This window comes from Streptomyces sp. NPDC101490 (genome assembly GCF_044767145.1).
Lineage (GTDB): Bacteria > Actinomycetota > Actinomycetes > Streptomycetales > Streptomycetaceae > Streptomyces.
Window position 1 is genome coordinate 781,896 of the sequence record NZ_JBIWNI010000002.1, and the last position, 18,295, is coordinate 800,190.

The following is an 18,295-nucleotide window of genomic DNA, read 5'->3' on the forward strand; positions in this document are numbered from 1 at the left end:
ACGGCCGGTTCGCCCGGTACGGCCCGACGTTAGCGCCTGAACAGCGGCTAACGTGGTCCGGATGGGGATCGGTGAGCTCGACCGGGAGGCGCACGTGCCCGAGGTAACTGGCGCCGCCGCGCCGCGCACGCTCGCGGAGGCGCTGCGCGCACGCGGCGACGAGGGGCTCGCCGCGCTGCTGCGGGCCAGACCGGACCTGCTGAACCCGGTGCCGAACGACCTGACACAGCTGGCGACGCGCGCCGGGACGCGGGGCTCGGTGGTCCGCGCCCTCGAACGGCTCGACCGGTTCGCCCTCCAGGCGGCGGAGGCGCTGGCGGTGGCCCCGGACCCGGCACCGTACCCCCTGCTCCTGAGTCTGCTCACCGGTGACGAGGGCGATCCGGGGATCGAGGCGGCGCTGCCGGGCACGGTGGGGCTGCTGCGCGAACAGGCCCTCGTATGGGGGGACGACGACCGGCTGAGGCTGGTGCGGACGGCCCGTGAACTGCTGGCGCCCTCACCGCAGCACCCGTCGCCGACCGGTCTCGGGCCGACGGTGGCGGAGGCGACGTCGGGGATGTCGCCGGGCCGGGTGCAGGAGATCATCGCGGCGGCGGGACTGCCCCCGACGCACGACCCGGTGTCCGCGGTGGCGCTGCTCACCGGGCTGTTCACGGACCGCGCGCGGATGGGGGCGCTGCTCGACACGGCGCCGCCGGAGGCGCTGACGGTCCTCGACCGGCTGGTGTGGGGTCCGCCGTACGGGGAGGTGACGTCGAGTCCGGCGCCGCCGGTGCGCTGGCTGCGGGACCGGGGGCTGCTGCTTCCGGTGTCGGCGCGGACGATGGTGCTGCCGCGCGAGGTGGCGCTGCACCTGCGGGGCGGCCGGGCGCACCGGACGCCGGAGCCGTACGCGCCGGAGATCGGGGTGGAGCGCGACTACCGTCCCCAGGTTGTGGACAGTGCCGCGGCCGGGCAGGCGCAGCTGGCGGTGGCGACGGCCGAGGAACTGCTGAAGTCCTGGGACCGGGGCGGGCCGCAGGTGCTGCGGGCGGGCGGCATGGCGGTGCGGGACCTGCGGCGGGTGGCGGTGGCGCTCGACGTGCCGGAGGAGACGGCGGCGTTCTGGCTGGAGCTGTGTCTCGGTGCGGGGCTGCTCGCGTCGGACGGGGAGGCGGACGAGCGGTACGCGCCGACGCCCGCGTACGACGCGTGGCTGGATCTGCCGCCCGCCGAGCGGTGGGCGCGGCTCGTCGCGCCGTGGCTGACGGCGACCCGTACGGCGGGGCTGGTCGGCGGGCAGGACGCGAAGGGCCGGACGCTGTCGGTGCTGGGCCCGGACCTGGACCGGGCGCCCGCGCCGGAGGTACGGCACCGGGTGCTGGTCCTCCTGGCGACGCTGCCGCCGGGTGCGGCGGCCGATCAGGGGACGCTGCTGGCCCGGCTGCGCTGGGAGCGTCCGCTGCGGGGTGCGGCACCGGCCGGTGCGGACGAGGTCCAGCGGCCCGGCGGGGCGCCCACGGACCTGCGGTCGAGGCTCGCCCGCTGGACGCTCGCGGAGGCGGAGCTGCTGGGGCTCACGGGGCGGGGGGCGCTGTCGGGCCCGGCGCGGGCGCTGCTGAACCTGCCGCTGGCGGAGGCGGCTCCGGCGGACGGGGACGGCGGCGGGGTGGAGCTGTCGGTGGCGGCGGGCCGGGCGGCGACGCTCCTGGCGCCGCTGCTGCCGGAGACGGTGGACGAGGTGCTGTTGCAGGCGGATCTGACGGCGGTGGCGCCGGGCCCGCTGCGACGGCCGCTCGCGGACGCGCTGGCGGTGCTCGCGGACGTGGAGTCGAAGGGTGGCGCGACGGTCTACCGGTTCACTCCGGGGTCGGTGCGGCGGGCGCTCGACGCGGGCCGGTCGGCGTCGGACCTGCACGAGTTCCTGCGGGCGCACTCCCGTACGCCGGTGCCTCAGCCGCTGTCGTACCTGGTGGACGACGTGGCGCGGCGGCACGGGCACCTGCGGGTGGGGGCGGCTTCGGCGTACGTCCGCTGTGACGACGACGCGGTCCTCGGGGAGATCCTGGCGGACCGGCGGTCGGCGGCGCTGGGCCTGCGGAGGCTGGCGCCGACGGTGCTGGCGGCGCAGACGGACCCGGCGTCGCTGCTCGACGGGCTGCGGTCGATGGGGTACGCGCCCGCGGCGGAGTCGACGGCGGGCGATGTCCTGGTCACCCGGGCGGACACGTACCGCACGGGCCCGAGGAAGGCCCCGGTGCCGGTGCCGGACGGCCCGCCGTCCCCGGACGCGACGCTGCTCGGCGCGGCGGTCCGGGTGATCCGGGCGGGCGACCGGGCGGCGACGGCGGTACGGAAGGAACCGGCGGCGTCCCCGACGGCCCCGGGCGCGCTGCCCCGCACCTCGGCGGCGGAGACCCTGGCGACCGTCCAGGCGGCGGCGATGACGGGCTCGGCGGTGTGGATCGGCTACGTGAACGCGGAGGGCGCGGCGAGCCAGCGGGTCATCGCCCCGGTCCGCGTGGAGGGCGGCTTCGTGACGGGCTACGACCACACGGCCGACGAGGTCCGCACCTACCCCCTGCACCGCATCACGGGCGTGGCGGAACTGGCCGACGACCAGGTGTGAGGGCCCCGCCGCCGAGCGTGCCCGCGGCCCGTCGGACGACGGGCGGGCGCGCGCGCTGGTCGGGGCGGTGCGGAGGGCGGTGGGGCGGGCGGGTCCCGCCGGGGGCGTTCTCACGGGGACGGGGTCGGCCGGGGGCGTTCTCACGGGGACGGGGCCGGCCGAGGGCGTTCGGGCGGGGACCGGCTCTTCCGGGGGTGTTCGGGCGGGATCGGGACGACCCGGGGCCGGGGCCTGACCGGGGGTGCCGGGTATGCGGCACACTGGAGGATTGGCCGTTAACCGGAACGGCACGGTGCCGGAAGGACCTGATCACGTGAGTGGACCGCTCATCGTCCAGAGTGACAAGACGCTGCTCCTGGAGGTCGATCACGAGCTGGCCGATGCCTGTCGGCGGGCCATCGCGCCGTTCGCCGAGCTGGAGCGGGCGCCGGAGCACATCCACACCTACCGGGTGACGCCGCTCGGGCTGTGGAACGCGCGGGCCGCCGGGCACGACGCCGAGCAGGTCGTCGACGCGCTCGTCGCGTACTCGCGCTATCCGGTGCCGCACGCGCTGCTCGTGGACATCGCCGAGACCATGGACCGGTACGGGCGGCTCACCCTGTCCAAGCACCCCACCCACGGTCTCGTCCTGACCAGCACCGACCGGCCGGTCCTGGAGGAGGTGCTGCGCTCCCGGAAGGTGCAGCCGCTCGTCGGGGAGCGGATCGACGCCGACACCGTCGCCGTGCACCCTTCCGAGCGCGGGCAGATCAAGCAGACCCTGCTGAAGCTGGGCTGGCCCGCCGAGGACCTCGCCGGGTACGTCGACGGCGAGGCGCACCGGATCGACCTCGCGGAGGACGGCTGGAGCCTCCGCCCGTACCAGCAGCAGGCCGTCGAGGGGTTCTGGCACGGCGGTTCCGGGGTGGTCGTACTGCCCTGCGGCGCGGGGAAGACGCTGGTCGGGGCCGGTGCGATGGCCCGCGCGAAGGCGACGACCCTGATCCTCGTCACCAACACCGTCTCGGCCCGGCAGTGGAAACACGAGCTGGTGAAGCGGACCTCGCTCACCGAGGACGAGATCGGCGAGTACAGCGGGACCCGCAAGGAGATCCGGCCGGTCACCATCGCCACCTACCAGGTGCTCACCACCCGGCGGAAGGGCGTCTACCCGCACCTGGAGCTCTTCGACTCCCGGGACTGGGGGCTGATCGTGTACGACGAGGTGCACCTGCTGCCCGCGCCCGTCTTCAAGTTCACCGCCGACCTCCAGGCCCGGCGGCGGCTCGGCCTGACGGCGACCCTCGTACGGGAGGACGGGCGGGAGTCCGACGTCTTCTCGCTGATCGGGCCCAAGCGGTTCGACGCGCCGTGGAAGGAGATCGAGGCGCAGGGCTACATCGCGCCCGCCGACTGCGTCGAGGTCCGGGTCAACCTGACCGACTCGGAGCGGCTCGCGTACGCGACCGCCGAGGCCGAGGAGAAGTACCGCTTCTGCGCCACGACCGCGACGAAGCGGAAGGTGACGGAAGCGCTGGTGAAGAAGTTCGAGGGCCAGCAGACCCTCGTCATCGGGCAGTACATCGACCAGCTCGACGAACTGGGCGAGCACCTGGACGCCCCGGTCATCAAGGGCGAGACGCCGAACGCGCAGCGGGAGAAGCTGTTCGACGCCTTCCGCAACGGCGAGATCAGCGTCCTCGTCGTGTCGAAGGTCGCCAACTTCTCGATCGACCTGCCCGAGGCCACGGTCGCCATCCAGGTGTCGGGGACGTTCGGCTCCCGGCAGGAGGAGGCGCAGCGGCTGGGCCGGGTCCTGCGGCCGAAGGCGGACGGGCACAAGGCGCACTTCTACTCGGTGGTCGCCCGGGACACCATCGACCAGGACTTCGCCGCGCACCGGCAGCGGTTCCTGGCCGAGCAGGGGTACGCGTACCGGATCGTCGACGCGGACGAGCTGCTCGCCCCGTAGCCGCATGGGCCCCGTAGCCGCATGGGCCCCGTAGCTCCGTGACCGAGTGACCGAGTGACCGAGCGGCCCCATGGCCGTGTGGTTCCGTGGCTCCGTAGCCGCGTGGCTGTGCGGTCCTGTGGCCGGGCAGCCGTGCGGTTCCGTGACCGTATGGTCCCGTGGTCGCGCGGTTCCGGGCTCCCCGGGAGGGTTCCGGGTCAGTCCGGGGCCGGGCCGTGGCCCGGTCGGCCCGGGCCGGTGTGCGTGAGGTGCGGGTTCCTGACGGCCGCTCCCGGTGGGCCGTAGTCACCCAGGAGGGCTACGCCGGCGACGGCACCGCCGAAGGCGCGTATCGCGCGCAGGGCGGCGGCGGTGCGCCGGAGGCGGGGCACGGTGGTCACGAGGGTGAACGTCGTCGCGGTCATGTCTCCATGATGGAATTCGGACATTACGAACACATCGGTCTGGGGGGTGAACCGGGGCCCGACCGCCGTCCGACGTGAGACGGACCCCCTCCCCTACGGGGATGACCCGGGGACGGCCCGGGGACCCGTAGGGGTCGGGCCCAGCCCGTACGAGTCCCCAGGTCACGCCCGTACGGGCCCCGATTCGCCCCCGTACGGGTCCCCGGGCCGGCCCCGTAATCCGTTCGCCTTCGCGTCCCGCCGGAGCTACACTCGCCAGCTTCCCCGCCTCCCTCCGTGGAGCGCCGCCGCCCGGTCGGAAACCGGCGGCCACCTCGACGTGTCCGCGCATCCACGCATCCGCGTGTCCGACCCGGAGGCTCCACCGTGCCCGTATCCGACGATCCCCTCGCGCGCGAACGCGCCCACCTGGCGTCCTCGCGCGCCGCCCTGCGCGCGATGCGCGAGGACGTGGAGGCGCTCGACATCAAGGACGTCACCGCCAACTGGGTCAACTCCCTCGTCCTCGGGCGGCAGATCGAGGACCGCGTCAAGGCACTGGCCGACCTCTCGCACACCCCGCTGTTCTTCGGGCGCCTCGACTACCTGCACACCACGCAGGAGGGGCAGCGCTTCTACATCGGACGGCGGCACGTCCACGACGCCGACGGCGACCCGATGGTGATCGACTGGCGCGCGCCGGTCTCCCAGCCGTACTACCAGGCGTCCCGGAAGGACCCGAGGGACGTCGGGCTCCGCCGCCGCTTCGGCTACACGGGCGGCGAGCTGACCGCGTACGAGGACGAGCACCTGTCCGACCCGGCGGAGCGGGAGACCACCAGCAGACTGCTCCAGACGGAGATCGAACGGCCCCGCGTCGGCCCCATGCGGGACATCGTCGCCACCATCCAGCCCGAGCAGGACGGGATCGTCCGTTCCGGCCTTTCGGGGACGGTCTGTGTGCAGGGCGGCCCCGGCACCGGCAAGACCGCCGTGGGCCTGCACCGCGTCGCCTACCTGCTGTACGCCCACCGGGAGCGGCTGGCCCGCACCGGCGCCCTCGTCATCGGCCCGAACCGGTCCTTCCTCCAGTACATCGAGCAGGTGCTGCCCGCCCTGGGCGAGCTGGAGGTGAAGCAGGCGACCGTCGACGACCTCGTCGCCCACGTCGAGGTGCGGGGCGCCGACGAGGCGCCGACGGCCGTGGTCAAGGGCGACGCCCGGATGGCGGAACTGCTGCGGCGGGCCCTGCGCTCCCACGTGTCGCTGCCCACCGAGCCCCTGATGGTGATCCGGGGCTCGCGCCGCTGGCGGGTGCCCGCGTACGAACTGGAGCAGATCGTCGGGGAACTGACGGGGCGTGACATTCGCTACGGGGCCGCCCGCGGGGCACTTCCGCAGCGGGTCGCGCACGCCGTCCTGGTCCGGATGGAGCAGGCGGGCGAGGCCCCCGACGACCGGGTGCAGAACGCCGTCGCCCGCGACACCGCCGTCAAGGCCCTGGTGAACGCGTGCTGGCCGGCCGTGGACCCCGCGAAGCTGGTGCTGCGGCTCCTCGGCGACCCGGAGTTCCTCGCCGAGCACGCCGAGGGACTGTTCACCGGCGACGAGCAGAAGCTGCTCCTGTGGGCGAAGCCCGCCCGTGGCGTGCGGACGGCGAAGTGGTCGGCGGCCGACGCCGTCCTCATCGACGAGGCGCGGGACCTGGTGGAGCGCACCCACTCGCTCGGCCATGTCGTCCTCGACGAGGCGCAGGACCTGTCCCCGATGCAGTACCGGGCGGTGGGCCGCCGCTGCACGACCGGCTCGGCGACCGTCCTCGGCGACCTCGCGCAGGGCACCACCCCGTGGGCGACGGAGAGCTGGGCACAGGCCCTCGCGCACCTGGGCAAGCCGGACGCGCTGGTGGAGGAGCTGACCGCCGGTTTCCGCGTGCCGCGCGAGGTCATCGCGTACGCCTCCCGGCTGCTGCCCCACATGTCCCCCGGGCTCGCCCCGGTCGAGTCCGTACGGGAGAACCCCGGCTCCCTGGAGGTACGGCCCAGCGAGGCGCTCGACACGGACGTCGTCGCGGCCTGCCGGGAGGCGCTGGCGCACGAGGGGTCGATCGGCCTGATCGCGGCGGACGCACGGATCGCGCCGCTCGCGGCGGCCCTGGCGGACGCCGGGCTCGCGCACCTCTCCCCCGGCGAGGAGACGACCGCCGAGTCCCGGCTGACCCTGGTCCCCGCCTCGCTCGCGAAGGGCCTGGAGTACGACTACGTGGTCCTGGACGAGCCCGCCGCCGTCGTCGGCGGCGAGCCCGACGAGCGGACCGGCCTGCGACGGCTCTACGTGGCCCTGACCCGTGCGGTGTCCGGACTGACGATCGTTCACTCCGCCCCCGTTCCCCACCAGTTGGGAGATCTGTGAGCGCCCCCGTCGGGGCGCTGCACCACATCGAGGTGTGGGTGGCGGACCTGGAGCGCGCCGAGGAGAGCTTCGGCTGGCTGCTCGGCGCCCTCGGCTACCGGCCGTTCCAGCGCTGGGAGGGCGGCCGGAGCTGGGCGCTCGGCCCCACCTACCTGGTGGTCGAGCGGTCCCCGGCGCTCAGCGCGGACCGGCACGACCGGCTGCGGCCCGGCGTGAACCACCTGGCCTTCCACGCCGGGGACCGGGCCGCCGTCGACGCGCTCGTGACGGCGGCACCGGCACACGGCTGGAGCCTGATGTTCGCCGACCGGCACCCGTACGCGGGCGGCGAGGGCGTCTACGCCGCCTACCTGGAGAACGCCGACGGCTTCGAGGTCGAACTCGTCGCCCACGATCTTCGAAACGACCGATGAGTTTTCGAACAGGGCCCGGTCTGACAGGGTGAGGTGCTGCTCGGCAGCCATGCTGAGCAGCAGGAACGACCGAAACGGGAGAATCCAGATGCGCACCCTGATCAGCTCCGCCTTCGTCTCGCTCGACGGCGTCGTCGAGGCCCCGGGCGGCGAGGAGGGCTACCGGAACGCGGGCTGGACCTTCAAGGACGTCGAGTTCCTCCCCGAGGCGTTCGCGCTCAAGGGCGCGGAGCAGGAGCAGGCCACGGCGATGCTGCTCGGCCGCACCAGCTACGAGGCGTTCAGCGGCGTGTGGCCGGACATGGCGGACTTCGCGGACTACAAGGCGATGCCGAAGTACGTGGTGTCGACGACGCTCACCGAGGACGGTCTGGTCGACAACTGGGGCGACACCACGATCCTGCGGTCGCTCGACGAGGTCGCCGCGCTGAAGGAGACCGAGGGCGGTCCGATCATCATGCACGGCAGCGCGAGCCTGAACCGGGCGCTGTCCGACGCCGGGCTGATCGACCGCTACCACCTGCTGGTCTTCCCGCTGCTCCTCGGCGCGGGCAAGCGCCTGTTCAGCACCACCGACAAGGACGCCCAGAAGCTGAAGCTGGTCGAGCACGAGGCGTACGCCAACGGCATCCAGAAGAACGTCTTCGACGTCGTGCGGTAGGCCCCCGTCACCACGGGAGCGGTCGTGCGGCGAGCCCGGCGCCGCAGGTCGTGGTGGGGCGGTGAGCCCGTCGCCACGGGTCGCGGTCGTCACGGCGGTCCCGCCGCCATGGTCAGCGGTCGTACGGCGATCCCGGCGCCGTACGTCAGAGCGGTACGTCCGCCGCGTACTCCGTGAGCGCCTCGGTGCGGGTGCGGCGGGCCACGGACGCGAGGACCGGGTTCGTGTCGCGGTAGTGGTGCTCGGTGACCAGGCCCCAGGCCAGGGCCCAGCCCCGGCCGCGCGCCCAGGTGGCGTCGTCGGTGCGGGCCGCCTCCCGGAACAGGGGGCGGCTGTCGGCGGTGAGCAGCGACCAGGCGGGCAGCAGGTCGCAGGCCGGGTCGCCGGTGCCGAGGCCGCCGAAGTCGATGACGGCGCTGAGCCGTCCCGCGCGGCCCAGGAGGTTGCCGGGGAGCAGGTCGCCGTGGAGCCAGACCGGCGGGCGGTCCCAGCGGGGGAGCCGCAGGACGGCCGCCCAGGCGGCGGTGGCGAGGTCCGCGTCGACGGCGCCGTCGGCCGCCAGGCCCCGTACGGCGCCCGGGAGTTGTCCTTCCTCCCAGTCGGTCACGGGGCCGCCCCGGAAGGAGGCGGGTCCGCCGCGCGCGTCGACGGCGCGCAGGGCCGTGCCGAAGCGGCCCAGTTCCCCGGCCGCGTGGGCGAGGTCGGTGAGCGGCACGGTGTGGGCGTCGTCGCCGTCGAGCCAGCGGTAGACCGACCAGGGCATCGGGAAGTCCGGTCCCGGTCCGGCCCCGCCGACGGGGACGGGGACGTCGAGCGGCAGGTGCGGGGCGAGCAGGGGCAGCCAGCGCCGCTCCTTCGCCACGTGGTGGGCGGCGTACGGGACGCGGGGCAGGCGGACGACCAGGTCGTCGCCGAGCCGGAACATCAGGTTGTCCGTACCGGCGGACGGTACCGCCCGCACCGGCAGCCCGGCCCACTCGGGAAACCTTCCGGCGACGAGCCGGCGGACGGCCTCCGCGTCGGGCCGGGGCCGTACCGGGGTGCCGTCGTCGTCCGTCATGCGCCGAGGCTAACGACCGCGCGCCCACGAGGTCGAAGGATTTTCGGGCCCGTACGGGACGGGCCCGGTGCCGGAGCCCGCGCACCGAACGCCCCTGTGTACGGGCGTACTTGTACGGCCGAGCATCCGGGCGGGCGCACGTGCGCGGCCGGGCATCCGAGCGGGCCACCCTGCCCGCACCCGTAGGGGGCCTCTCGCAGGGGACCTCTCCCCAGGGAATCACCCGTAGGGCCACGAGCCCGCCCTCACCCGCAGGGGAAGTCCCGTACGGGGAAGGGGCCTTGCCCGTACCCGTACGGGAAGTTCCGTACGGGCACGAGACCCCGGGCCTGACCCGTACGGGAAGTCCCGCGAGGAAGGTCCGCACCGGCCTGACGGGCCCCGGGGCCCGTCCGCCCGGCATTCCGGTGCCGTCCCGCGTTCCGGCGGCGCCCGGCGTTCCGGTGCCGTCCGGCGCCGTTACGCGTCGACGGCCGCCCGCCAGGTGCGGACCGCGTCCGCCGAGAGCGGGGCCGCCCAGCCCTGGGGACGGGCCGCGCCGCCGATGTGGAAGGCGTTCAGGCCCGCCGCGCGGAGTCCGGGGAGGTGGTCGAGGCGCAGGCCGCCGCCGACGAGGATCTGGGGCTCGTAGCCGGGCTCGCCCGTGCGGGCGGCCTCGGCCTCCAGGGTGGCGAGACCGTCGTCGACGCCGCCCGCCGCGCCCGCCGTGAGGTAGGTGTCGAGGCCGGGCAGGTCGGCGAGGGCCTTGCGCAGCCCGTCGCGGTCGGCGGCGCGGTCGATCGCCCGGTGGAAGGTCCACCGGCAGCCGTCGAGGACGGCGATCAGACGCTCGACGGCCACCAGGTCGGGCTCGCCGTCCGGGGTGAGGAAGCCGAGGACGAACTCGTCCGCACCGGCCTCGCGCAGTTCGGCCGCACGGGCCACCAGGGCGTCGATGCCGCCGGGGCCGCCCGCCGAGAACCCGTCGGTGAGGCGGAGCATCACGCGCAGCGGGATGTCGACGGCGGCGCGGATCGCGGCGAAGCCGGTCCTGGACGGGGTGAGTCCGTCGGCCGCCATGTCGGTGACGAGTTCGAGCCGATCGGCCCCACCGGTCTGGGCGGCGACCGCGTCTTCCTCGTCGAGGGCGATCACCTCAAGGACTGCACGGTTGCTCATCGAGCCCATTCCTCCATGAATGACGGCTATAGGTCTAGTCCAATGACCAGCCTAGCCGTGCGCGTGCTCTCCCGCATCGTCCGTGGCCTCACCCGAGGTGGGCGCGGGGGCCTTCTCGGGGGTGCCCGTGGCTCCCGCGGTCACCGTGAAGGCGGCCGTGCGGACCTTGCCCTCGTGCTGGAAGTCGAGGAACAGACGGTACGTTCCCGCGCTGGGCGGCGTCGCGGTGAAGGAGACGTCCGGGCCCGGGCCGCCCTCGTTCGGGTGCACGTGGAGGTAGGCGAGGTCGCCGTCGCGCAGGGCGACGAGGTGCCCGTACGCGCCGAGGTAGGGCTCCAGATCGGTGACGGGCTTGCCGCCCTTGGTGACGGTGAGCCGCAGCTCACCCGCCTTGCCGGGGTCCAGGGTGCCGCCGAGGCGGACCTGGTAGCCGTCGACGGTGGCGGTCGGGGCGACGGCGGGCAGCGGCTTCGGCGCGTACCCGCCCGGCACGGACAGGTCGGCGCCGAGCGTGATGCCCTTGGCGCCGGGCACGGCGGGCTTGAAGTCGGCGAAGGCCTTGTAGCCGCCCGCGGCGGGCAGGTCGACGGGGGTCGTCCAGGTGCCGTCCGCCGCCTTCACGGGGTGCAGGTGACGGAAGGTCGTCAAGTCGCGGGAGGCGACGATGAAGTGGAGCTCCTTGCCGTGCTCGGTGGTGAAGGCGGTGACCTTCTTCCCGCCCGCGTCCTTGACGGAGAACTTCAGGACGCTCTTGCCCGCGGGGGTGACGGGGGTCTCCAGGGCGAGGGTGTAGCCGCTGTCGGAGACCTGGAGCCCGCCGGGGAGGTCCGCGGCGGCGGTCCCCTTCGTGCCGCCCTCCTCGTGTCCGGCGTGCCCACCGGCCTTCTCCGGCCCCGGAGCCTCCTCCCCCTTCTTGCCGGGCTGCGCGGCCGCGTGCTCGCCGTGCCCGGCCTTCACGGGCTCCGCCACGGGGCCGATGCCCTTGCCGACCCCGTACGCGGTCCCGAAGGTCGCGGCGAGCGTGGCGGCAAAGGCAGTGATCTTCACTCCGGTGTTCATGACTGCTCTCCCGGTACGTAGGGGTGGCGCGTGGACCTTTCCATGCACTTCACCATACCCCTAGGGGGTATCAAGTCAAGCTGAGGAGACACTTGCTTCTGATACCGCCGGGGGGTATACATGGACTCATAACCGAATACCCCCCGAGGGTATTCGGTCCACAAGAACCGACCGAGGAGGAAGCCATGGGCTCCTGCTGCACCCCCGACAACAGCTGCTCGACCACGGAGGCCACCGCTGTCGCGGTCGTCGACAGCACCACCACCGTCTACGCCGTCTCCGGCATGACCTGCGGACACTGCAAGACCGCGATCACCAAGTCCGTCAGCGCCCTGGACGGCGTCCTCGCCGTGGACGTCGACGTCGCCGGCGGCCAGGTGACCGTCATCACGGGCGGCGAGCCCGACGACGCGGCGATCACCGCGGCGGTCGACGACGCGGGCTACGAGCTCACCGGCCGCGCCTGACCGACAGCCCCCTCGGCCGCCGGGGCCCGCCCGACCGATTCGGGCCCCGGCCCCCGACCCCGTATTCACGAGGAGCAGACGCATGACAACGACGACACCGGGCACAGCCCAGGTCGAGCTCGCCATCGGCGGCATGACCTGCGCCTCGTGTGCGGCCCGCATCGAGAAGAAGCTCAACCGGATGGACGGGGTCGAGGCCACCGTCAACTACGCCACCGAGAAGGCGAAGGTCACCTTCGACGCCGACATCGACGTCGCCGCCCTGATCGCCACCGTCGAGGCCACCGGCTACACCGCCGCCGAGCCCGCGCCCCCGAAGTCCGAGACCCCGGGCGCCGAGGGCCCCACCGACGAGGAGAAGGCCGAGGAGGAGCTGCGGCCCCTCAAGCAGCGGCTGATCACCGCCGTCGCGCTCGCCGTGCCGGTCATCGCGATGGCGATGACCCCGGCGCTCCAGATCGAGTACTGGCAGTGGCTGAGCCTCACGCTCACCGCGCCGGTCGTCGTCTACGCCGCCTGGCCCTTCCACAAGGCCGCCTGGACCAACGCCAAGCACGGCGCGGCCACCATGGACACCCTGATCTCGGTCGGCACGATCGCCGCGTTCCTGTGGTCCCTGTGGGCGCTGTTCTTCGGCACCGCCGGCACGCCGGGCATGACCCACCCGTTCGAATTCACCATCGCCCGCTCCGACGGCGCCGGGAACATCTACCTGGAGGCCGCCGCCGGAGTCACCGCCTTCATCCTGGCGGGCCGCTACTTCGAGGCCCGCTCGAAGCGCAAGGCGGGCGCCGCGCTCAAGGCCCTGATGCAGCTGGGCGCCAAGGAGGTCACCGTGCTGCGCGGCGGCCAGGAGGTCACCGTGCCGACGGCCGACCTCCAGGTCGGCGACCGCTTCCTGGTCCGCCCCGGCGAGAAGATCGCCACCGACGGCACCGTCGTCGAGGGTTCGTCCGCCGTGGACGCCTCCATGCTCACCGGCGAGTCCGTCCCGGTCGAGGTCTCCGTCGGCGACTCCGTCACCGGCGCCACCCTGAACGCGGGCGGCCGGCTGGTCGTCGAGGCCACCCGGATCGGCTCGGACACCCAGCTCGCCCGGATGGCGAAGCTCGTCGAGGACGCGCAGAACGGCAAGGCCGCCGCCCAGCGCCTGGCCGACCGGATCTCCGCCGTCTTCGTCCCGATCGTGATCGCGCTGGCGCTCGGCACCCTCGGCTTCTGGCTCGGCACCGGACAGGGCCTCACGGCCGCCTTCACCGCCGCCGTCGCCGTCCTGATCATCGCCTGCCCCTGCGCCCTGGGCCTGGCCACCCCGACCGCCCTCATGGTCGGCACCGGCCGCGGCGCGCAGCTCGGCATCCTGATCAAGGGACCCGAGGTCCTGGAGACGACCCGCAAGGTCGACACGATCGTCCTCGACAAGACCGGCACCGTCACCACCGGCCGGATGACCCTGATCCGTACGCACGTCGCCGAAGGCGTCGACGAGCGGGACGTCCTGCGGCTCGCGGGCGCCCTGGAGCACTCCTCGGAGCACCCGATCGCCCAGGCCGTCGCCACCGGCGCCGCCGCCAAGGTGGGCACCCTGCCGACCCCCGAGGACTTCGTGAACGTCCCCGGTCTCGGCGTCCAGGGCGTCGTCGACGGCCACGCCGTCCTCGTCGGCCGCGAGAAGCTGCTCGAAGAGTGGGCGATGAGCCTCCCGGCGGACCTCAAGTCCGCGAAGGACGCCGCCGAGAAGGCGGGCAAGACCGCCATCGCGGTCGCCTGGGACGGCGAGGCGCGTGCGGTCCTGGAGGTCGCCGACGCGGTCAAGGAGACCAGCGCCGAGGCCATCCGGCGGCTGCGCGGTCTGGGGCTCACCCCGATCCTGCTCACCGGTGACAACAAGGCGGTCGCGGAGGCCGTCGCCGCCGAGGTCGGCATCGACGAGGTCATCGCGGAGGTCATGCCGCAGGACAAGGTCGACGTCGTCAAGAAGCTCCAGGCGGAGGGCCGTTCGGTCGCCATGGTCGGCGACGGCGTCAACGACGCCGCCGCGCTCGCCCAGGCCGACCTGGGTCTGGCGATGGGCACCGGGACGGACGCCGCCATCGAGGCCGGCGACCTGACCCTCGTACGGGGTGACCTGCGGGCCGCGGCCGACGCCATCCGACTCTCCCGCAAGACGCTCGGCACGATCCGCTCGAACCTCTTCTGGGCCTTCGCCTACAACGTGGCGGCCCTGCCGCTCGCCGCGGCCGGACTGCTCAACCCGATGATCGCGGGCGCGGCCATGGCCTTCTCCTCGGTCTTCGTGGTCGGCAACAGCCTGCGGCTCCGGGGCTTCCAGGCCGCCGACCGCTGATCCACCGCACCGCCCGCACCGCCCCGCACTTCCCCGCCCATCCCCCTCCCCCCTCCCCTCCCCGAGGAGCCCGTCGTGGCAGGTTACGGACAGCACAAGGAAGACATCATCAGACGCCTGCGCCGCATCGAGGGCCAGGTCAGGGGGGTGCAGCGGATGGTGGACGAGGACGTCTACTGCATCGACGTCCTCACCCAGGTCTCCGCGATCAACGCGGCACTCCAGTCCTGCGCGGTGGCCCTCCTGGACGAGCACCTGAGCTGCTGCGTGACGGAGGCCATCGCCGAGGGCGGGGACCAGGCCAAGGTGAAGGTGGGCGAGGCGTCGAAGGCCATCGCCCGGCTGATCCGGACGTAGGGCCCCTCGGAGGGGGAGATCAACCGCTCTTGCGCGAAGGGCAGTCGGCGGACAGCGTGGGACTCGGCCGGAGACAGCGGCCGAGCAGCTGCCGGAGGAGCACCAGCTCCACCGCACCGGGGAGACCGGGGCCGCAGACCTTCGCGCGGGGGCGGTTCTTCTCGGTCGGGGACGCGAGGGACGTGATGAGGGGCAGCATCCCGCCACCTACCCCTAGGGGGTATACCTGAGCGGGGGAGGCGGCCCGTACGATGAGCCGCCCGTAGGGGGAGGGGATGCATGTGCGCCGCCTTGGAGACCTGGAGACCGAGATCATGGACCGGCTGTGGGCCTGGCAACGGCCCGCCACGGTCCGCGAGATCGTCGACGACATCAACCGGGGACGGCGGGTCGCGTACACGACCGTGATGACCGTCGCCGACATCCTGCACCGCAAGGGCTGGCTGCGGCGCGAGAAGGCGGGCCGGGCCTGGCTGTACGAACCGGTCCGCAGCCGCGAGGAGTACACGGCGGGACTCATGCGGGACGCCCTCGGCGACAGCCAGGACCGCCCGGCCGCCCTCCTCCGCTTCGTCGAGGTCATCTCGGACGAGGACATGGCCGCCCTGGACGCCGCCCTGCGCGCCGCCCGGGGCGGTCACGAACCCCGGCCCGGGGACGGGGGCCGCCCGTGAACCACCACCTGCTCGTCCCGATCGGGCTCGCCCTGCTCTCCGGGTTCGCGGTCCCCTGGCTGGTGGTCCGGGCCCGCTGGGCCCAGCAGGCGCCCCGGCTCGCCCTCGCCGTGTGGGCCGCCAGCGGCGCCTTCTTCGCCGCCGCCGCCGCCCTCCTCCCCGCCCAGCTGGTGCTGCCCGCCGAGAGCAGCCACCGGCTGGGCGAAGCGCTGTTCGCCTTCCAGCCGCCCACCCTGGAGCAGGTGCTCCACCTCGAAGGACGCGAACGGTTCGCGTTCGCCCTCTCCCTCGCCGCGCTCTCGCTGCCCGTCGCCGCGTTCGCCCGCCGCCTGGCCAGGGCCCGCCGGATGCGGGTCCGGCACGCCGGGGTGCTGCGGCTGGTCGGCCGGTACGACCCCGCCCTGCGGGCCACCGTCCTCGACGACGAACGGCCCGCCGTCTACTGCCTGCCCGGCAGCTCCCGCCGGGTCGTCGTCTCCTCGGGAGCGGTGCACACCCTCACCCCGGCGCAGCTCGCGGCGGCGCTCGCGCACGAGCGGGCCCACATCACCGGTCGCCACCACCTCCTGGTGGCGGCGACCGAGGCGTTCGCGGTCGTCTTCCCGCATCTGCCGCTGGCCCGGCACGGCGCCACGGCCGTACCGCTGCTGCTCGAAATGGCGGCGGACGACCGGGCGTTGCGCCGCTGCACCCGGGACGCGCTGGCCACCGCGCTCTACGCGCTCGCCTCGGGCCGGGCGCCCCGGTCGGCCTTCGCCGCAGGCGGCCCCTCGGCCGCGCTGCGCATGCGCCGCATCCTCACCCCGCACAGCGCGGGACACCCGGTCCTGCTCGGTCTGCTGACCATCGCGTCGGCGGCGCTCGCGATGGCCCCCCTGGTCATCGCCTGCTGCTCGTTCCCCTGATAAGCCACCGTTATTTACTAAGCGAATTCGTAGATTTCGCATCGGTCACGGACAACTGAATTCCCCGCTATTGTGGGTATGTTGGGGCTCACGCTCGGCACATCGAAGGGTACGAACCAATGCAGCTGGCTGGCGTACGGACGGCCGCGGCCGGCGATGCGACGACGATATCCAGGCTGCTTGCCGACGCCATTCGGAGCAGCTACACCGAAATACTGGCCGAAATCCCGATGCGGCGGCTGATCTCCGCACAATGCGCACTCCCCCGCATACGAGCGGAAATTGAAATTCCGGGTGGCGCGCCGGGCTGGCTCGGCTGGCTGGTGGCGACCGACGCGGAGGGCGTGATCGTCGGGGCCGCCGCGGGCGGGGTCCCCGTACCGGGCGAGGGCGAGGTGTACGCGCTGGCCGTGACGGACGGTTCACGGCGCCGGGGCGTGGGGACCGCGCTCCTCACGGCGGCCACCGAGCGGATGCGCGACCACGGCGCACTCGACCAGCGGGTGGAGCTCCCCGCGGCGGTCGATCCGGCGCTCCCCTTCTACACCCGGCTCGGTTTCTCGGCCCTCTCCCCGACCCGCTGGAGCCGCCCGCTGGCCCCCTAGGGGCACACCAGGGACCCCGCTTCTCGAACTCCTCTTCGCGCGCTCACCCCTCAGGGGGACGTGGCAGATCCACGCCATCGCGTGTTCACGCAGCCCGATCCGGTGGATCGGCGTTCCCTCCCCAGGTCAGGATGGGTCCAGCGGCGCGATCCCGGCGGCACGGGAACCACGCCCGGACGGCATGGACCGAGCGAGCCCCTGGAGGAGCGATGCACACACCGAGCGGCACTTCCCTGCCCGTCGTGCCCGCGACGCTCGCGCCGGTCCTGCCGTCCCGATACGACCGGGAGCGTGAACCCGCCCCCGGAGCGGGCATCCGGGTCACCCCGGACACCCTCCCCGGGCTCGAGTCGGTCTCCCCCTCGGACGAGCACTCCGTCTGGCTGCACGACGCCCTGCTCGGCCCGCACAGCGCGGACATCGTCCGGTACCTCAGCCTCGCCCGCTCCACCGGCGGACCCGTTCTGGACCTCGGCTCCGGCGCCGGGCGGCTCGCCGTCCCGTTCGCCCGCCACGGCTTCGCCGTGGAAGCCGTGGACCGGGACGCCTCGGCCCTTGAGCGCCTCGAAAGCTGGGCACGCCGGATCGGTCCGCAGGTGGCCGGGCTCGTCGTCACCCACCGGGCGGACCTGGCCGGGCTGCGGCTGCGCGGCAGCTACCGGCTCGCGCTCCTCGCGGGCGCCATGGTCTCCGCGGTGCCCCCCGCCCGGCGGCCCGCCCTCCTGCGGGAGGTCGCCGCGCACCTGGACACCGGCGGGGCGCTGGCCCTGGACTACACGGCGCACCAGCTGCCGGGGCTGATCGCGGAACCGCGCAGGACCTGGGCCTTCCAGGTGCCGCGGTTCGACGGCATCGACGAGTGGGTGGTGGCCCGGCAGGTCTTCGACCTGCCGTCGATGAGCGAGCGGATCACGTACTACGCGGCACGGACCGGGAAGGTCTCGACCGAGCGGGTCGTGCTCACCACCGACAAGTGGATCGTGGACCCGGAGCGGCTCGCGGCGGAGCTGCACTCGGCGGGACTGCACATCGAGGGGCGGCGGCGGCACCGGATCGACGAGCGGACGGAGTCCGTCCTCCTGGTGTGCAGGACGGACGACTGAACGGCGGTACGGGGCGCCCGGCCCGTACCTCCGGGCGGGCGGCCGGCACCCGGCGCGGACGGCCGGGCGGCGGCCACGGGACACCTGACGACGTTGACGAGCAAGAGGTACGATGCCTACAAAAGT

At 73.8% G+C, this 18,295-nt stretch carries 17 protein-coding genes; 12 read left to right on the forward strand and 5 right to left on the reverse strand.

Annotated elements, in window-relative coordinates:
- Window positions 1–61 precede the first annotated feature (61 nt).
- Window positions 62–2,611, forward strand: coding sequence for a helicase-associated domain-containing protein (locus tag ACIRQY_RS07345; RefSeq protein WP_403922786.1), 2,550 nt, complete (start codon window positions 62–64; stop codon window positions 2,609–2,611).
- Window positions 2,612–2,924: 313 nt separating this feature from the next.
- A complete protein-coding gene (locus ACIRQY_RS07350) occupies window positions 2,925–4,565 on the forward strand; it encodes a DNA repair helicase XPB (RefSeq protein WP_366439867.1) in 1,641 nt (546 codons plus the stop codon).
- Between the two features lie 197 nt (window positions 4,566–4,762).
- On the opposite strand, the gene ACIRQY_RS07355 is transcribed toward ACIRQY_RS07350, so the two are convergent.
- Complete coding sequence (locus ACIRQY_RS07355) at window positions 4,763–4,969, reverse strand: hypothetical protein (protein WP_351780763.1); 207 nt, start codon at window positions 4,967–4,969, stop codon at window positions 4,763–4,765.
- 366 nt (window positions 4,970–5,335) lie between these two features.
- Between ACIRQY_RS07355 and ACIRQY_RS07360 the strand changes: the two genes are divergently transcribed.
- The 3 genes from ACIRQY_RS07360 to ACIRQY_RS07370 all read left to right on the forward strand — a co-directional run bounded on the left by ACIRQY_RS07360 (window position 5,336) and on the right by ACIRQY_RS07370 (window position 8,434).
- Window positions 5,336–7,360, forward strand: a complete 2,025-nt coding sequence (locus ACIRQY_RS07360; protein WP_403922787.1) for a HelD family protein — start codon at window positions 5,336–5,338, stop codon at window positions 7,358–7,360.
- Window positions 7,357–7,773 (forward strand): VOC family protein, encoded by a 417-nt coding sequence (locus ACIRQY_RS07365; protein WP_403922788.1) that lies wholly within the window; start codon window positions 7,357–7,359, stop codon window positions 7,771–7,773. The genes ACIRQY_RS07360 and ACIRQY_RS07365 overlap by 4 nt, the downstream gene beginning before the upstream one ends.
- 88 nt (window positions 7,774–7,861) lie before the next feature.
- Window positions 7,862–8,434: a dihydrofolate reductase family protein gene (locus ACIRQY_RS07370; RefSeq protein WP_403922789.1), complete on the forward strand. Its 573-nt coding sequence runs from the start codon at window positions 7,862–7,864 to the stop codon at window positions 8,432–8,434.
- Between the two features lie 145 nt (window positions 8,435–8,579).
- Here the strand turns inward: ACIRQY_RS07370 and ACIRQY_RS07375 are convergent, their stop codons facing one another.
- The 3 genes from ACIRQY_RS07375 to ACIRQY_RS07385 all read right to left on the reverse strand — a co-directional run bounded on the left by ACIRQY_RS07375 (window position 8,580) and on the right by ACIRQY_RS07385 (window position 11,711).
- Window positions 8,580–9,494, reverse strand: coding sequence for an aminoglycoside phosphotransferase family protein (locus ACIRQY_RS07375; RefSeq protein ID WP_403922790.1), 915 nt, complete (start codon window positions 9,492–9,494; stop codon window positions 8,580–8,582).
- A gap of 459 nt (window positions 9,495–9,953) precedes the next feature.
- A complete protein-coding gene (locus tag ACIRQY_RS07380; RefSeq protein ID WP_351780754.1) occupies window positions 9,954–10,652 on the reverse strand; it encodes a copper homeostasis protein CutC in 699 nt (232 codons plus the stop codon).
- A gap of 51 nt (window positions 10,653–10,703) precedes the next feature.
- Window positions 10,704–11,711, reverse strand: a complete 1,008-nt coding sequence (locus ACIRQY_RS07385; protein WP_403922791.1) for a hypothetical protein — start codon at window positions 11,709–11,711, stop codon at window positions 10,704–10,706.
- 185 nt (window positions 11,712–11,896) lie between these two features.
- On the opposite strand from ACIRQY_RS07385, the gene ACIRQY_RS07390 reads away from it, so the two are divergent.
- The 3 genes from ACIRQY_RS07390 (at window position 11,897) to ACIRQY_RS07400 (ending at window position 14,882) form a co-directional block, all read left to right on the forward strand.
- The gene (locus ACIRQY_RS07390) at window positions 11,897–12,178 is read left to right on the forward strand and encodes a cation transporter (RefSeq protein ID WP_351780750.1); all 282 of its coding nucleotides are present in this window, start codon (window positions 11,897–11,899) and stop codon (window positions 12,176–12,178) included.
- 82 nt (window positions 12,179–12,260) lie between these two features.
- A complete protein-coding gene (locus ACIRQY_RS07395; protein ID WP_351780748.1) occupies window positions 12,261–14,525 on the forward strand; it encodes a heavy metal translocating P-type ATPase in 2,265 nt (754 codons plus the stop codon).
- Window positions 14,526–14,600: 75 nt separating this feature from the next.
- Window positions 14,601–14,882, forward strand: a complete 282-nt coding sequence (locus ACIRQY_RS07400; RefSeq protein WP_351780746.1) for a metal-sensitive transcriptional regulator — start codon at window positions 14,601–14,603, stop codon at window positions 14,880–14,882.
- 19 nt (window positions 14,883–14,901) lie between these two features.
- Here the strand turns inward: ACIRQY_RS07400 and ACIRQY_RS07405 are convergent, their stop codons facing one another.
- On the reverse strand, window positions 14,902–15,081 hold the full coding sequence (locus tag ACIRQY_RS07405) for a hypothetical protein (protein WP_403922792.1): 180 nt from the start codon (window positions 15,079–15,081) through the stop codon (window positions 14,902–14,904).
- An 82-nt stretch (window positions 15,082–15,163) separates the two neighbouring features.
- Between ACIRQY_RS07405 and ACIRQY_RS07410 the strand changes: the two genes are divergently transcribed.
- The 4 genes from ACIRQY_RS07410 (at window position 15,164) to ACIRQY_RS07425 (ending at window position 18,169) form a co-directional block, all read left to right on the forward strand.
- Complete coding sequence (locus ACIRQY_RS07410) at window positions 15,164–15,556, forward strand: BlaI/MecI/CopY family transcriptional regulator (protein ID WP_366439878.1); 393 nt, start codon at window positions 15,164–15,166, stop codon at window positions 15,554–15,556.
- Entirely contained in the window at window positions 15,553–16,461 is a 909-nt protein-coding gene (locus ACIRQY_RS07415; RefSeq protein ID WP_403922793.1) for a M56 family metallopeptidase, read from the forward strand. The genes ACIRQY_RS07410 and ACIRQY_RS07415 overlap by 4 nt, the downstream gene beginning before the upstream one ends.
- A 323-nt stretch (window positions 16,462–16,784) precedes the next feature.
- A complete protein-coding gene (locus ACIRQY_RS07420) occupies window positions 16,785–17,066 on the forward strand; it encodes a GNAT family N-acetyltransferase (RefSeq protein ID WP_351780739.1) in 282 nt (93 codons plus the stop codon).
- Window positions 17,067–17,275: 209 nt separating this feature from the next.
- A complete protein-coding gene (locus ACIRQY_RS07425; RefSeq protein WP_351780737.1) occupies window positions 17,276–18,169 on the forward strand; it encodes a class I SAM-dependent methyltransferase in 894 nt (297 codons plus the stop codon).
- The last annotated feature ends 126 nt before the right edge of the window (window positions 18,170–18,295 follow it).